This is a genomic window from Agrobacterium sp. NPDC090283, assembly GCF_044769685.1.
Taxonomy (GTDB): domain Bacteria; phylum Pseudomonadota; class Alphaproteobacteria; order Rhizobiales; family Rhizobiaceae; genus Agrobacterium.
Genome location: NZ_JBIVYG010000010.1, coordinates 75576 through 91113 on the forward strand (window position 1 = coordinate 75576; position 15538 = coordinate 91113).

The window sequence follows — 15538 nt, forward strand, 5'->3', positions numbered from 1 at the left end:
TATCCACCCAATCTGATCATTGTCCAACATACTCGTCGCTAGAGGGAAGTTTCTGTCCGAGACGTTCGATCAGCGAACCGTCGGGGATTTCCTTGAGCGGCAGATCGACCCTGCGATGGCCGATGGCCGAGAGATAGAGCGCCATCACCGCCTCGAAGCCGTGATAGCTGATCTCGCCGTCACAGGGATGAACGGCAATCGTGCCATCCAGCCAGTCGGCAAGGTCGCGAATATAGAGCGGCTGCTCGTAGGACGGATTGAAAAAACCGTCGCCGCTCAAGATTTCGCCCATGCTCGATTTCGTCACCGCCTGCCAGCCGTTACCGGTCGTGACGCGCGCATAACCATGGGTGCCGTGGATGGTGAGGGCGCTGTCGGTCCAGAATTTGATGTGGCCGACAGGATTGTCGCCCGGCACGAAATGCGGCGCATGCGCGCCGCATTCGATGACGCCGCGCACGCCGTTTTCAAACTCCATGCTGCCGATGACGTAATCGGCGGAAGGGTGCGTGTCGATGAGCTTGCCCGTGCCGATCGCCTGGCCGACCACCCATTTCACGCGCGAGCGATTGTTGAACCACAGCATATAATCCATGATGTGGGTGCCGAGCTGGCTGAGCCATGCCCGCGCGGTCGCGTGAATCTTGGTGATCTCGCCGATCTCGCCGGCGTCGATCAGTTCCTTCACCTTCTGCCAGGCAGCGCCATATTTCTGCTGATGGGAAACGATGAGCCGGATACCGGCCTCGCGGCAGCGGTCGAAGATTTCCCTCGCCTCCGGCAATTCCGTCGCGACGGGCTTTTCGAAGGCGATGACCTTGACCCCGTGCTTGATCCCGAGCTCGATGAGCGACAGGCGAATGGCGGGAAGCGTCGCGAAGCAGAATATATCCGGCTTCTCGGCGGCCAGCATCGTGTCCACGTCGGCATAAATCGTCTTGACGTTGAAACGTTCGGCCAGGGCGTTGGCGCGCCCGGCGTCGAGATCGCAGACGGCTTTCAGATCGAAGCGGTCCGCATTGGCCGTGAAGCCTTCGGCATGGTAAGCGCCGCGCGGCCCGCAGCCGGCCAGAACCACGGAATATCTGGACATTATTTACTTCCTCCCATTGGATATGGCGGCGCATGGCGCAGCCGGATGTGAATAACCGACCTCCGGACCGGAACGCCCGACAGGGTTTCCGGACCATCTGATGAACGGATGAAAAGCTGGCGCGGCGGCGCCCGCTTATTTGACGCTGCCGGAGGTGACCCCCGCCACGAAAAACCGCTGCAGCGACAGGAACAGGCAGAGCGGCACGAAAACGGCGATGGCGGCTCCCGCCATGACAAGATGCGGGCTTGAGGCGCTGATGCCGATCATCTGGGCCAGCATGACCGGCAAAGTGTGGTTTTCAGGCCCGCCCGCCACCAGCAGGGGCCACAGAAGGCTGTTCCAGTAATACACGAAACAGAGCGCGCCGAGCGTGGCGAGACCCGCCGGCGCCAGCGGCAGATAGACCCGCCACCAGATGCGGAAATAGGACGCCCCGTCGACCCGCGCCGCTTCGAAGATTTCCCGGGGGATGCCGAGGAAATACTGCGTCAGCAGGAAGGTTCCGAAAGCGGTGAAGGCGAAGGGTATGATCATGCCCCACAGCGACCCCACCAGCCCGAGATATTGCACCACCTGAAACATGGGAACCAGCACCACCGCCACCGGCAGCATGGATTGGGTGAGCAGCATCACGAAGGTGATGCGGCTGCTGCGGAAGCGTAAAGTCGCGAAGGCGAAACCCGCCATGGAAGCGGTGACGAGCTGAATCAGCGTGACCGCCACCGCCACGAACAGGCTGTTCAGCGCCGCCGGAATGATCGGGTAGTTGCTGACCATCTTCGTGTAGTTGTCCCAGCGGATTCGGCCGGGAATGAGTTCGGGCGGCAGGCGGAAATAGTCGCCTATGCCCTTGATCGATTGCGACGCCATCCACACGAAGGGCACGAGAAACAGCGCCGCCAGCACGATCACGAAAGCATAACGCATCAACTCGACGGATCTGCTTCCGGCTCTTTTTTTCGCCGAATTTCCGGACGGAAAACCGGGTACGACCTTTCCTGGAAATGCTCTAGACATCCTGCATCCTCCTCTGCGCCCGCAACTGGATGACGGTGACGATCAGCATCAGCACGAACAGCGCCATCGAGGCGCTCGCGCCGCTGCCCACCTCGAAGCGCCGGAAAGTCGACTTGTAGATATACATGCCGATCGTCGTGGTCGAAGTGCCGGGGCCGCCATCCGTCAGCACATAGACCGCCTCGAAGGTCTGCAGCGCGCTGACCGTCTGGGTGATCGCCAGAAACAGCGTCGAGCGGGCGAGAAGCGGCCGCACGACATAAAGGAAGAGCTGCCACCGGCTGGCGCCGTCCAGCCGGGCGGCCTCGATGAGCGACTGATCGATCTGCTGCAGCCCGGCAAGATAGATCAGCATGCACAGGCCCGACATCGACCAGATCATCATGATCGAGACGGCGAATATCGCCTGTGTCGGATAGGTCAGCCAGGCCACGGGCGGCAGGCCCGCAAGGCCGATGACATAGTTGATGAGACCGGTTTCGGTGGCGAACATATTGCCGAAGACAAAGGAAATCGCCACCATCGAGGTTACGATGGGCATGAAGAAAATCGACCGGAACAGGAGTTTGCCGAAGGGAATCCGGTCGAGCGCAAACGCAAGCGCCAGTCCGGTCGCCATCGAGGCCGGGACGCTTATGGCGCATAAAAGCAGGGTCACAAGGACACTCCTCCCCGCAGCGCCGCCGGAAAACAGGTCTATCCAGTTGTCCAACCCGACGAATTGCGGCGTGGAGATGAAGTCCCAGCGATAAAAACTGAGCACGAATGTCGCAAAGGCCGGTATCAGCGTAAAGATCAGGAAAGGAACGACCGAGGGCAACAGGAAGAGCCAGGCTGACAGCTCCTCCCTGACCGAGCGTTTCAATCCGGATGACGCCACCGGAGACACGGTATCGACTGCGGTAATCACTGCCATTGTCCCCACCTCTTCATGGAGGACGCCCGCAAGGGCGACAACGATGGAAAAGACGCCGCCACCAGGGCGGCGTCCGCATCACCCTATTTTGCGGCCGCCTTGGCGAGAGCGGCATCCGCCTCCGTGGCGATCTGGGCGAGGCCTGCGGGAACGTCCTTGCTGCCGTTCCACACCTCGCTCAGCACGCGCTTCTGGATGTCCATCACCTGGAACGAGCCCTTGACCGCGTTGAAGGGTTCGAAACCCTGCACCTTGCCGGCGAACTCGGTCATCCGGTCCGAGAGCTTGCCCCAGGCCGAGGTGCGGGCCGGCACGCCCGTCGTCACCACCTTGGCGAGAACCGGACCGCTGGTTATATAGGCGAGGAACTTGTAGGCGGCATCAGGATAGCGCGTGTCGGCGCTGATGACATAGGCGCCGCCAAGACCGGTTCCGACCTGTCCTGCCGGTCCGACCGGCAGGCGGGCGATGCCAAAATCGACACCCGCATCCGAGAAGATGTAGGTGGCATGTCCGACCCCCAGCGCCATGGCCGCCGTGCCGCCGATGAAGAGCGACTGCGCCTGGGCGTTTGGATCCTTCTGGTCGGGGATCGGCATGACGCCGTCCTTGATCATGTCCATGAAGAACGAGATCGTCTGCGCGCCTCCCTCGTTGTTGGCGCCGTATTTGCCGTCATCGGTGATCATGCGGGAGTTAAAGCCGCGAAACCACCCTTCGAACACCCATTCGGCGCTGGCGCCGGCAAAACCCCAGACCTTGCGGCCGTTGCCGTTGAGTTTCTTGCTGATCGTGCGCGCCGCCGTCGCCAGATCGTCCGTCGTCCAGCCGTCCTTCGGATAGGCAACGCCGGCCTCATCGAACAGTTTGGGATTGTAATAGACCACCTGTCCGTTGAAGTCGTAACCGATGCCATAAAGCTTGCCGTTCAGCGTCATGTATTTCAGCATGGTCTGGTTGGCGTCGGGCAGGTTGATGGTCGGATCGGCGTCGGTATATTTGTTGAGTGGCAGCAACTTGTTGCCATAGAGCCATTCGGCGCCGAAACCGGGAACGAACAGCCAGACATCCGGCAATTTGCCCGAGGCCGTATCGACGCGACGCTGCTGCCAATATTCCACCCATGGGGTGTTTATCATCTTCACCTTGATATCAGGATTGGCCGCGTTGAATTCATCGACGGCGCGCTGATACGGCTCCACCTGCGGCAGAGACAGGGCATTGGCGAAAGTGAGTTCGACGGGCTGCGCCCGGGATGTTCCCGCTCCCAGACAGAGCGTCGTAAATGCAACGGCAATAAACTGCTTCAGTTTCATTTTTGCCTCCCGTTGTGCAGGCTGCGCCCCTCCTCCAGGACCGTCGGCCCACCATCCGCGCATTCTCTGGCGCGTGGACCCATGCTTATATTATACTAGTGTAACAATCAATCCGAACTTGATGCTTCATCCGACAAGTTCCCGGCGCGGCCGCTTCGGCCAACATCGGAAAATAAATCGAAACCCAAATTATCACATTGTTTTAAAACATCTTTTTCGAAAATTCGCAGACAGAAAAAACAGCGGAAAGTTTTTGAACATAACCATAAAGGCAATCACCGCGTCAGAGGCGGCGATGTATCTCTCCCTCACCCCAAGGCATGAACATGATTTCGGCGCAGGCATGATTTCCTCTTTCTAAATTCAAAATACTAGTATAATGAATGCTCAAATTCAGCTGGGAGGATGGCATGAACAGGATTGATCTCGACGGACAAGTGGCAGTGGTAACCGGCGGCGCACAGGGAATTGGCCTTGCGATTGCCAGGCGGCTTATCGAATCAGGCGCGAAGGTCAGCCTTTGGGATATGAGCAAGACAGCGATCGATGCGGCCTGCGGCCTGCTTGGCGACGCCGCCGGCGGCAAGGTCGTCGACGTCACCGATTTTGCCGGCCTCGCCCGCACGCACGCCGAAGTCGAGGCGGAAACCGGCCCCGTCTCGATCCTCGTCAATTCCGCCGGAATTGCCGGCGGCAATGCGCCGCTTGAAGATTACGACATCGAGGAATGGCGGCGCGTCGTCGAGGTTAATCTCAACGGCACCTTTTACGTCAACAAGGCCGTGATCCCGTCCATGAAGGCCAGAAACTACGGCAGGATCGTCAATATTTCCTCGGTTGCCGGTAAAGAGGGCAATCCCAAGCTTTCGGCCTATTCCGCCGCCAAGGCCGGGGTGATCGGCCTGACCAAATCGCTTGGCAAGGAACTGGCAGGACACGATATCGCCGTCAACGCGATCACGCCCGCCACCGCCCGCACCCGTATTCTCGAAACACTGACGCCGGAATTCATCGACTACATGCTGACGCGTATTCCGCGTGGCCGCTTTCTGGAAGTCGAAGAGGCAGCGGCAATGGTCGCATGGCTGGTGAGCCGCGAAAACAGCTTCACCACCGCCTCGGTTTTCGACCTTTCCGGCGGCCGGACGACCTATTAGAGGCAGCGGGAAAACCCGGACTTCGATAGATCAGCGAAAAAATGAAACGGGCTTGGTCCGGTCAGAATGAACGGGACGCCGGCGATGGAGCAGCCGATGACGCGCATGGGATTTTGCCTGAACCTCAAGCCCGGAACGGTCGAGGAATATAAACGGCTCCACGCCGATGTGTGGCCGGAGGTGCTCGACGCCATCAGCCGGGCCAATATCACCAATTATTCGATTTACCTGAAAGAGCCGGAAAACCTGCTCTTCGGCTATTGGGAATATGCCGGCGAAGATTTCGCCGCCGATATGGCGGAGATGGCGAAGAACAGGCGAATGCGGGAATGGTGGGCGATCTGCGAACCCCTGCAATCGCCCTTCCCGACACGCCGGCCGCAGGAATGGTGGGCGCAGATGCTCGAGGTCTTCCACATCGATTGACGGCGCCGATCGGCTTACGTCCGGGTGAGGCGTTTCAAGCGCCGGCCAGACCGTCGGTGCCGATGTTGCTGAGCAGCGTCAGCGTATTGCTCAGCGACGTTTCCAGATGCTCCCGGATCGCCCTTTCGGCCGCTTCCGGATCGTGCGCCTCCAAAGCATCGACAATGGCGCGGTGCTGCTCGATCGTCGTTTCGCCGGCTCCCGGCGAAGGCAGCGACAGAAGGCGGCAGCGGTCCATCTGCGCCTTGGTAATGTCCACCACGCGCCACAACATGGAATAGCCGTTGACCTCGGCAATGACCCTGTGAAAGGCGTCATCGTGATCGATCGCATCCTCGAAGCGGCTTCTTTTGACCGAAAGCGCATGAAGATCGATGATGTCGCGCAGGCGTTGCACCGCCTCGGCGCTGATGGTTTCGGCCGCACGGCGAACGCTTTCCCGCTCCAGCGCGATGCGAATGATATAGGCTTCCTGCACCTGCCGGCGGCTGATGGGCGTCACGAAGGTTCCGGCCTGGGCGCGGACATCGATCAACCCCTCGTCCTCCACGCGTTTGACGGCCTCGCGCACCGGCGTGCGGGAGGTGCCCAGGCGCTCGGCGATCTCGATCTCGTTGACCGGCGAGCCGGGCGCAAGCCTGCCGGTGACGATGGCGCGGCGAATGAGCTGGTAGATCTGGTCGCGAAGCGGCATGTTCCGCGTGATCGTCACGCCCTTGAGAAATCCGGTCAAATCGGATTTGTCCGGCAAGGAATGGCCGAGATTCGCCTCTTCTTTTGACACGTCCGTATTCTCCCATCAAAACCGGACTCACCGGCACAAATTTCTTTAGCCGGTTTCTTGTCCGTAACCAACCTCCGTGATCATTTCGGTGCAAGCCGCTCGCCGGATGCGCCGAACAGATGAACCTTGCCCGTTTCCGGTTGCAGATGGATGGTCGAGCCCGGCCCCAGATCCAGCCGCTCATGGAAGACGCAATGGACCTGCTGGCTGCCGATTTTCGCCACGACCATCGTTTCGGAGCCTGTCGGTTCGGTCACCACCACCTCGGCGGGAATGCCGTTCGGATCGATCCGCAGATGCTCCGGCCGAACGCCATAGTGAACGGCGAGACGGCTCGACTGCAAAGGCAGGGGCAGCATATTGCCGCCGGCAAGCATGAAGCCGTCCTCCACCGCTGTTCCAGACAGAAAGTTCATGGCCGGTGACCCGATGAACCCAGCCACGAACATGTTGGCGGGATGATCGTAAATCTCGAGCGGCGAGCCGATCTGCTCGATATGTCCGTCGCGCATGACGACGATCCGATCCGCCATCGTCATGGCCTCGACCTGGTCATGCGTCACATAAACGGTGGTCGTTCCGAGCCGCTGGTGCAACTCCTTGATTTCGGAGCGCATCTGCACCCTGAGCTTGGCGTCGAGATTGGAGAGCGGCTCATCGAACAGAAAGACCTGGGGATCGCGCACGATCGCGCGGCCCATCGCCACGCGCTGCCGCTGGCCGCCGGAAAGCTGTTTCGGATAACGGCTCACCAGTTGCTCGAGGCCGAGAATCTGCGCCGCCCGCTGCACCTTGTCGGTGATTTCGGCCGCGGATGCGCCTTTAAGCTTCAGCGAGAAGGCCATGTTGTCGCGCACCGTCATATGCGGGTAGAGCGCATAGGACTGGAACACCATGGCGATATCCCGCTCCTTCGGCTCCAGTTCGTTGACGATACGGCTGCCGATGGCGATCGTGCCGTCCGAAATATCCTCGAGGCCGGCGATCATCCGCAGCAAGGTGGATTTGCCGCATCCCGAAGGGCCGACCAGAACGACGAACTCTCCGTCGGCGATTGAAAAAGAAATATCCCTGAGCGCTTCATACGCACCGTAACGCTTGACGATGCTCTCTATGTTCACACTGGCCAAATCCGTCTCCTCCGCATTTTGCCCCGGCTTCAATGATCCTTCATATCTCCGGCAAAGCCGCCGCCGCCAACAGGCCGTTTTCCTGCAAGGCCTGCCACAGCTCCCCCGGTATCTCCTCTTCGAACCAGCCGACCGATTGCCGCAGCTTGTCCGGATGTTTGGCCCCGACCAGCACCGAGACCACGGCGGGATGGAACAGCGGGAACTGCACCGCCGCCGCCCCCAGTGGCACATCGAAACCGGCGCAGATCCGCGCCAGTTCTTCCGTGCGCCTGACGATGTCGGCGGGCGCGTCGCTGTAGTTGAACTTGCCGCCGGCCGCCGTGCCCGTGGCGAGAATGCCGGAATTGAAGACCCCGCCGATAACGATGGCCGTGCCCTGCCGGTGGGCGCGGTCGAGCAGCGGCAGGGCATCCTGTTCCAGCAGGCTGTGCCGGCCGGCCAGCAGGCAGCAATCGAGATGCACCTCGTCCATGGCGGCGGCGATCGCCTCCGCCTCGTTGACGCCCAGCCCGAAGCCGCCAATCAAACCGGCCTCGCGCAATTCGACCAGCGCCCTGAAACCGCCGGATGTCAATTGCCGCCAGAGCGCGGCGTTTCTTTCGCCATGGGTCAGGACGCCGATATCGTGGATGAAGAGAATGTCCAGACGGTCGGTGCCCATGCGCTGCTGGCTGTCGTCGAAGCTGCGCATGATGCCGTCATAGCTGTAATCGAAGCTCTCGCGAAACGGCAGCCCGTTCTGCCAGCCCGGATCCAGCGGATTTTTCGGCGGCTCCGGCGGCAGGCGGCGGCCCGGCCGGTCATTGGCGAAAAGACGGCCGACCTTGGTGCTGACAATCGCTTCATGGTGCTGCGGCGTTTCACGCAGAAACTGCCCGAGCAGATGCTCCGCCCGGGTCAGCCCATACATCGGCGCAACATCGAAATAACGGATGCCACACTCCCAGGCGGCCTCAAGCGTCGCCAGCGCGTCAGTGGCGCTCACCGGCGCATATAGCCCGCCGAGCGAGGCGCAGCCCATGCTGAGCGCCGTCACCGAAAGCTTCGTGGTTCCGAGACGTCGTTTATCCCCTGCCCGCATCGTAATCTCCTTTGCATTTCTCGATCATTACACTAATATAACGAGCAATCAAGGTTCTTCCGGAGGCAAGCGCATGGGCAAGATACGTATCGGTCTGGTCGGCACCGGATTCATGGGCCGCACACATAGCAACGCGTTCCGGCAGGCGCCGGTATTTTTCCCGGGCGAGACATCCGTCGAACTCGCCGCGGTCTGCGCTCGCAACGAGGACAACACCGCGAAATTCGCGGCGCTCTGGGGATATGGCGGTTACGAAACCGATTGGCGGCGCCTGGTGGAGCGCGACGACATCGACCTGATCGACATCGCCACGCCCAATCACCTTCATGCCGAGATCGCGCTGGCCGCAGCCGCCAGCGGCAAGATGGTCTCATGTGAAAAACCGCTGGGCATATCGCTCCAGCAATCGCGGCAGATGGCGGATGCCGTCGCAGCGGCGGGTGTGAACAGCATGGTCTGGTATAATTACCGGCGTATCCCAGCCGTAACCTTTGCCAAACGCATGATAGAAGACGGCAGGCTTGGGCGCATATTCCACTATCGCTCGAAATTCCTGCAGGACTGGACCATCTCCGCCGATCTGCAGCAGGGCGGTGCTGGCACATGGCGGCTGGATGAGGCGGCGGCGGGCAGCGGCGTCACGGGCGACCTGCTCGCCCATTGCATCGACACGGCGATGTGGCTGAACGGCCCCATCGCCGAAGTGTGCGGCATGACCGAAACCTTCATAAAGGAGCGCATCCATGCCGCGACCGGCACACGCCGCCCCGTGACCATTGACGATGCCAGCGCCTTTCTCGCCCGTTTTTCGAACGGATCGCTCGCCACCTTCGAAGCGACACGCTACGCGCGCGGCCACAAGGCGCAATTCACCTTCGAGATCAATGGCGAACATGGCTCGCTCACCTGGGATCTGCACGATCTTCACCGCCTGAGCTATTTCGACCATGGTGGAGACGGCGCTACGCGCGGCTGGCGGACGATCCACGTCACGGATGGCGACCATCCCTATATGGAGGCCTGGTGGGTGCCCGGCCTGCAGATCGGCTACGAGCACAGTTTCATCCATCAATTCGCGGATTTTCTCAAAGGCCTCGAAACCGGGCAGCCGCTGGTTCCCGATTTTCAGGCCGCGACGCGGACCGACGCCGTCACCGATGCGGTGATCGCATCCGCCCGCTCCGGCAACTGGCAGACGATAGACCGCCCGGATTGAACTTTTGCCGCGCCGGCGCGATTCCAGCCTCAGCTGAAGATGACCGGTAGGAATTGCCCCGCGCGAAAAATCATCGCGTCTCGTGCTCGCGGCGCAAACGCTGCATCTCCTTGTTTTTACATGTTTTCAAAGGAAAAAACAGACTGCCTTTCATGCCGGAAATGCAAGCATCACCCCTCCCCACCCCCTTGACCACGATGCATTATACTAGTATTCAAATATACAGCAGAGAATGAATTTCCGGCCCCGGCCGTTTCACGCAGATAAATCATGGCCCGCTACATCAAACTGACTGAAACCGATAATATCATCGTCGCCGTGGAGCCGATCGCGCCCGGCGAAACCGTGGCGGAGATCGCCGCCCGCGAGCGCATCCCCCGCGGTCACAAAATGGCGTTGCAGGCGATTGCAAGCCACGCGCCCATCGTCAAATATGGCCAGATCATCGGCTTTGCGGCGCGCGACATCGAGCCGGGGCAATGGGTTCACGAACATAATGTGACGATGCAGAGCTTCGAGCGCGGTTATGCGAGTGGCGGGGAAGCCAGGCCGACGCGTTATGTCGAGCCGGAAAAACGGCGCAGTTTCAACGGCTTCCGGCGCGCCAGCGGGCGTTTCGGCACCCGCAACTACATCGCCGTCCTCACCTCGGTGAACTGTTCCGCCACCGCCTCGCGCTTCATCGCCGACGAGGTCAACCGCTCGGGCATTCTCGGCCAGTTCCCGAATGTCGACGGGGTCATATCGCTCGTCCACGGCACCGGATGCGGGCTGGATATTCACGGCGAGGCCTATGAATTGCTGAAACGCACCCAATGGGGCGTGGCGCAGAACCCGAATATTGGCGGCGTGCTGATGGTGGGGCTGGGTTGCGAGGCGTTTCAGATCCCGCGCTGGATGGATGCTTACGGCGTCAAAGAAAACGAGACCTTCCGCACGCTCACCATTCAGGAGGTCGGAGGAACACGCAAGACGGTGGAGGCCGGCGTCGCCGCCATCCGCGAGATGCTGCCGGTGGTCAATCTTGCCGGGCGCGTTCCCGCCCCCGCGTCGGAACTGATGCTGGCGCTGCAATGCGGCGGTTCGGACGGCTATTCCGGCATCACGGCCAATCCGGCGCTCGGCATTGCCGCCGATATATTGGTCGCCGAAGGCGGCACGGCCATCCTCTCGGAAACCCCGGAGATTTACGGCGCGGAACATCTGTTGATCCGCCGGGCCGAGCGACCGGAGGTCGGCGAGAAGCTGGCCGAACGCATCCGCTGGTGGGAGAATTACACGCGGCGGCACGATATGGAGATGAACAACAATCCCTCCCCGGGCAACAAGGCGGGCGGCTTGACGACCATTCTCGAAAAATCGCTGGGAGCGGCGATGAAGGGCGGCTCGACCAATCTGACAGCCGTGTTCAACTACGCCGAACCGGTCGACGCCAAGGGACTGGTCTTCATGGATACGCCCGGTTACGACCCTGTTTCAGCCACCGGCCAGGTGGCGGGCGGCGCCAATATCCTGTGTTTCACCACAGGGCGGGGCTCGGCCTTCGGCTGCAAACCCACCCCTTCGATCAAGCTCGCCTCCAATTCCTACATCTTCGACAAGATGGCGGAGGATATGGACATCAATTGCGGCGACGTGCTGGACGGCACGACCTTGCAGCAGAAGGGCGAGGAAATTTTCGCCCGCATCCTGGCCGTCGCCTCCGGCGAGCGCACCAAATCGGAGCTTCTCGGCTATGGCGACAGCGAATTCGTTCCCTGGTCCATTGGCGCGACGATGTGAGCGGCTGGGTACGCAAATGCGGCGCGTCCGCGCCGATGTTCAAGGAATAGGTACATCGACGGCGTCGGGCGTTAGTTTATCGCAAATATTATATTAATGTAATAAAATTTTGAGTGCTCTGGGAGGAGAACATGGCGGCAACGGCGAGTGCGCTGCGCATGCGGGGGATCAGCAAGATCTTCCCCGGCGTGAAGGCGCTGTCCAACGTCAATTTCACGGTGGAATATGGTCGCATCCATGCCGTCGTCGGCGAAAACGGCGCGGGTAAATCGACGCTGATGAAAATCCTGAGCGGCAGCTATCTGCCGACAACAGGCACGACGGAAATCGCCGGTGTGGAGGTGCATATGCGCCGGCCTGCCGATGCGCAGAAACTCGGCATTCGCATGGTGCATCAGGAACTGAACCTCGTTCCGGACCTCACCGTTGCGGAAAACATCTATCTCGGCCGCATGCCGCGCCGCCGTTTTCTGGTCGACAGGCAGGCCATGCTGCGCAATGCGGCCACGGTTCTGAAGGAACTGGAGGCGGCGATCGACCCGAAGGCGCGGCTCGGCGACCTGACGATCAGCCAGCAGCAGCTCGTCGAGATCGCCAAATCCTATTGCGCCGATCCGCGCATCATCGTCCTCGACGAGCCGACATCGAGCCTCAGCGAACACGAGACCGCGGCGCTGTTTTCCATCCTGCGCAAGATGAAAAGCCAGGGCATCGCCATCATCTATATCAGCCACCGGCTGAAGGAGGTGCTTGATATCGCCGACGACGTGACCATTCTGCGCGACGGCAGCATGATCGAGACCCGTCCGGCCGCCGGCATCACCGCCGCTGAAATGATCCGCCTCATGGTCGGGCGCGAAGTCGCCAATGTCTTTCCCAAGACGCCATCGAAGATCGGCCCGGTGGCCTTCAGGGTCACGGGACTGAGCGACGGCGAAAAATTCCACGATGTCGGTTTCGATGTGCGCGCCGGAGAAATCCTTGGGCTGACCGGCCTGGTGGGGGCCGGCCGCACCGAGGTCGCCCAGGCGATCTTCGGTCTGGCGCCGCTGACGGCGGGCCGCATCGAGATAGACGGCAAGGCCGTTACCGTCGGCTCGCCGGCGGCGGCCGTCAAGGCCGGCATCGCCTATGTTCCCGAAGATCGAAAAGCCGATGGCATCGTGCCGTCCATGAGCGTGCGCGAAAACATCAGCCTGCCGGTACTGCGGCGTTTGAGCCGCCTCGGACGCATCGGCATGGGCGGGGATCGCGGGCTGGCGGCGAAATATACGCGCGATTTTTCCATCGTCCCGCCCGATCCGGAGCGGCGTATCAATCTGCTTTCGGGCGGCAACCAGCAGAAGGCGATCATTTCACGCTGGCTGGCGGCCGGGCCGAAGGTGCTGATCCTCGATGAACCGACACGCGGCGTCGATGTCGGCGCGAAGGCGGAAATCCACCGCATCATCGGCGAACTCGTGGCCGGCGGCATGGCCGTGGTGATGATCTCCTCGGAACTGCCCGAAGTGATGGGGGTCTGCGACCGGGTGGTGGTCATGCGCGATGGACGCGCCTCCGCCCCCATCGCGCGCGGAGACGTGACGGAAGAGCGCATCATGGCGCTTGCAACAGGAGAAGAACCAGCGTGACCGAAATGACCGCGATCACCGAAAAACAAAACGTCGCCCCGCGCTTTCATCGCGGCGGGCGGCTGGCTGGCCTGTTCGCCAAAGGCGGCCTCCTGCTGGCCATTCTTCTCGTGACCCTCTACGGCTCGCTCTCAAGCCCCGTCTTCTTCACCACGGGCAATTTCATCAACATACTGACATCCATGGCCATCGTCGGCATCGTGGTCGTCGGCATGACCTTCGTTCTCGTCACCGGCGGGCTTGCGGATCTATCCGTGCCTGCGACCATCGCCTGCGGTGCGATCCTTTCCCTGGCGTTGCAGCCGGAGATCGGCGCCATTCCCGCCTTCCTGGTCGCGGTCGCACTCGCCGGCGCCTGCGGTCTCATCAACGGATTGCTGATCGGTTATATCGGCGTCAATCCGATCATCGCGACCCTCGGCCTCGGCACCATCATTCTTGGCATCGTGCAGGCAGCTGTCGGCGGCGTGATCGTTTATGGAGCGGACCCGGCCATCGCCGCCTTCGTCAAAAGCCGCATCCTCGGCGTTCCGCTTGTCGTGCTGGTGTTTCTCGCTGTCGCAGCAGCCGGCCATTTCGTCCTCTCCAGCACCGTCTGGGGCCGGTGGACGCTGGCAACCGGCGGCAATTACCGGGCGGCGCGGGCAAGTACCGTGCCGGTCAGGGCGGTCAAGGCCGGGGCTTTCGTCATCACCGGGCTGGCGTCCGGCCTCAGCGGCGGCCTGCTCGGCCTTACCCTGCAAAGCGCGCGTCCACTGGTGGGAACGGGATATGAATTCAGCGCCATTACGGCCGTCGTGGTCGGCGGCATCTCCATCATGGGCGGTTTCGGCTCCGTGCCGCGCGCCATAGCCGGCCTCGTCCTCGTCCAGCTCTTGACCAATGTCATGGTGCTGCAGGGCGTTCCGACCCCCATCCAGGGTTTTGTCCTCGGGTTGCTCATCGCTTTCGCGGTCGCTCTCGACGTCGCGCTTCGCCGGAGGGCCGTGGCATGAACGAATTATTGTCTGCACTGTCCCGTTATCGCGTAACGATCATATTGGGCGCGACGCTGGTCATTGCCGCCCTCACCGTACCCGGCTTCGTCAGCCTCACCACCGCAAGCCTCGGCCTCGATCGCGGCGCGTCGATCGGCATCGTCGCGATTGGCCTGACGGTGCTGCTCATTGCCGGCCAGATCGATCTTTCCGTCGGCGCGGTCTTTGCGCTCTCCGGCATCGTGGCGATTTCGCTGCAGGCTGAGCTCGGCATATGGCCGGCGGCCGCGCTCGGGGTACTGACCGGTATCGCCGCGGGTGTCTTCAACGGCATTCTCACAGTCGGCCTGAAGATCAACGCGCTGGTCGCGACGCTGGCCAGCATGCTGATTTTCCGTTCGCTGGCCCATTGGATCACCGGCAGCCAGCCGGTTTCAGGCACCGATATCATCTTTGCCGTTACGCTTTCGCAGGTCTACGCGGAATTCTTCACGGCCCGCAGCGCCCTGTTTCTGGCCGGCATCGTGCTGCTTGATTTCTGGCTGAGGCGCACCGTTTCGGGCCGCAACCTTTTCGCGGTCGGATCGAACCCCGCCGCCGCCGAGGCAAGCGGCATATCATCCGGCAGGACGCTGTTCCTGAGCTTCGTTTTCGCGGGCGCGCTGGCCGGTCTGGCAGGCGTTTTCGAAAGCCTGACGACCAATACGGGTTCGCCGGTCTTCGGCGCGGAAATCACCGTCGTCATCATTGCCGCCGTGGTGGTGGGAGGCACCCGGCTGGAAGGCGGACGCGGCTCGGCACTCGGCACGCTCGGCGGGGTTCTGACGATTGCGGCGCTGACCACGGCGATGGAGTTCCAATCCGTACCCGCCTATGTGCAGCAGATCGTCAACGGGCTGATCCTGATCCTGCTGGTCGTGCTCGACCGCACCGTGCGCGCAAGGCCGCGTCCGGCAATGCCGATACTGAAATCCCTTTAACCAGACATGTCACTTAAGGAGGAGTT

At 61.4% G+C, this 15538-nt stretch carries 14 protein-coding genes; 7 read left to right on the top strand and 7 right to left on the bottom strand.

The genetic code is table 11. The annotated features are described in order from the left end of the window. Positions 1–16: 16 nt before the first annotated feature. The 4 genes from ACIQUH_RS15895 to ACIQUH_RS15910 form a co-directional block, all read right to left on the bottom strand. Entirely contained in the window at positions 17–1093 is a 1077-nt protein-coding gene (locus ACIQUH_RS15895; RefSeq protein ID WP_400816736.1) for a Gfo/Idh/MocA family protein, read from the bottom strand. A gap of 135 nt (positions 1094–1228) precedes the next feature. Further along, the gene (locus tag ACIQUH_RS15900) at positions 1229–2023 is read right to left on the bottom strand and encodes a carbohydrate ABC transporter permease (protein WP_400816738.1); all 795 of its coding nucleotides are present in this window, start codon (positions 2021–2023) and stop codon (positions 1229–1231) included. An 82-nt stretch (positions 2024–2105) separates the two neighbouring features. Beyond that, the gene (locus ACIQUH_RS15905; protein WP_400816740.1) at positions 2106–3029 is read right to left on the bottom strand and encodes a carbohydrate ABC transporter permease; all 924 of its coding nucleotides are present in this window, start codon (positions 3027–3029) and stop codon (positions 2106–2108) included. 83 nt (positions 3030–3112) lie between these two features. Next, positions 3113–4345 (bottom strand): ABC transporter substrate-binding protein, encoded by a 1233-nt coding sequence (locus tag ACIQUH_RS15910; protein WP_400816742.1) that lies wholly within the window; start codon positions 4343–4345, stop codon positions 3113–3115. 410 nt (positions 4346–4755) lie between these two features. On the opposite strand from ACIQUH_RS15910, the gene ACIQUH_RS15915 reads away from it, so the two are divergent. Both ACIQUH_RS15915 and ACIQUH_RS15920 read left to right on the top strand, forming a co-directional pair. Then, positions 4756–5502: an SDR family NAD(P)-dependent oxidoreductase gene (locus ACIQUH_RS15915; RefSeq protein WP_400816744.1), complete on the top strand. Its 747-nt coding sequence runs from the start codon at positions 4756–4758 to the stop codon at positions 5500–5502. A 96-nt stretch (positions 5503–5598) separates the two neighbouring features. After that, positions 5599–5928 carry an L-rhamnose mutarotase gene (locus tag ACIQUH_RS15920; protein ID WP_400816943.1) on the top strand — a complete coding sequence of 110 codons (330 nt, stop codon included), beginning with the start codon at positions 5599–5601 and terminating at the stop codon, positions 5926–5928. A gap of 34 nt (positions 5929–5962) precedes the next feature. Here the strand turns inward: ACIQUH_RS15920 and ACIQUH_RS15925 are convergent, their stop codons facing one another. The 3 genes from ACIQUH_RS15925 to ACIQUH_RS15935 all read right to left on the bottom strand — a co-directional run bounded on the left by ACIQUH_RS15925 (position 5963) and on the right by ACIQUH_RS15935 (position 8932). Beyond that, positions 5963–6712, bottom strand: coding sequence for a GntR family transcriptional regulator (locus ACIQUH_RS15925; RefSeq protein ID WP_400816746.1), 750 nt, complete (start codon positions 6710–6712; stop codon positions 5963–5965). 80 nt (positions 6713–6792) lie between these two features. Then, positions 6793–7842, bottom strand: coding sequence for an ABC transporter ATP-binding protein (locus ACIQUH_RS15930; RefSeq protein ID WP_400816748.1), 1050 nt, complete (start codon positions 7840–7842; stop codon positions 6793–6795). 40 nt (positions 7843–7882) lie between these two features. Continuing rightward, complete coding sequence (locus ACIQUH_RS15935) at positions 7883–8932, bottom strand: aldo/keto reductase (RefSeq protein WP_400816945.1); 1050 nt, start codon at positions 8930–8932, stop codon at positions 7883–7885. A gap of 67 nt (positions 8933–8999) precedes the next feature. Here ACIQUH_RS15935 and ACIQUH_RS15940 point away from each other — a divergent pair, with 67 nt between their 5' ends. From ACIQUH_RS15940 to ACIQUH_RS15960, 5 genes are all read left to right on the top strand, one after another. Continuing rightward, entirely contained in the window at positions 9000–10142 is a 1143-nt protein-coding gene (locus ACIQUH_RS15940) for a Gfo/Idh/MocA family protein (protein WP_400816750.1), read from the top strand. 270 nt (positions 10143–10412) lie between these two features. After that, positions 10413–11924: a UxaA family hydrolase gene (locus ACIQUH_RS15945; protein WP_400816752.1), complete on the top strand. Its 1512-nt coding sequence runs from the start codon at positions 10413–10415 to the stop codon at positions 11922–11924. Positions 11925–12055: 131 nt separating this feature from the next. Then, positions 12056–13555, top strand: coding sequence for a sugar ABC transporter ATP-binding protein (locus ACIQUH_RS15950; RefSeq protein ID WP_400816754.1), 1500 nt, complete (start codon positions 12056–12058; stop codon positions 13553–13555). A 5-nt stretch (positions 13556–13560) separates the two neighbouring features. Continuing rightward, the gene (locus ACIQUH_RS15955) at positions 13561–14550 is read left to right on the top strand and encodes an ABC transporter permease (RefSeq protein ID WP_400816947.1); all 990 of its coding nucleotides are present in this window, start codon (positions 13561–13563) and stop codon (positions 14548–14550) included. After that, complete coding sequence (locus ACIQUH_RS15960; protein ID WP_400816756.1) at positions 14547–15512, top strand: ABC transporter permease; 966 nt, start codon at positions 14547–14549, stop codon at positions 15510–15512. Before ACIQUH_RS15955 ends, ACIQUH_RS15960 begins: the two co-directional genes overlap by 4 nt. Positions 15513–15538 lie beyond the last annotated feature (26 nt).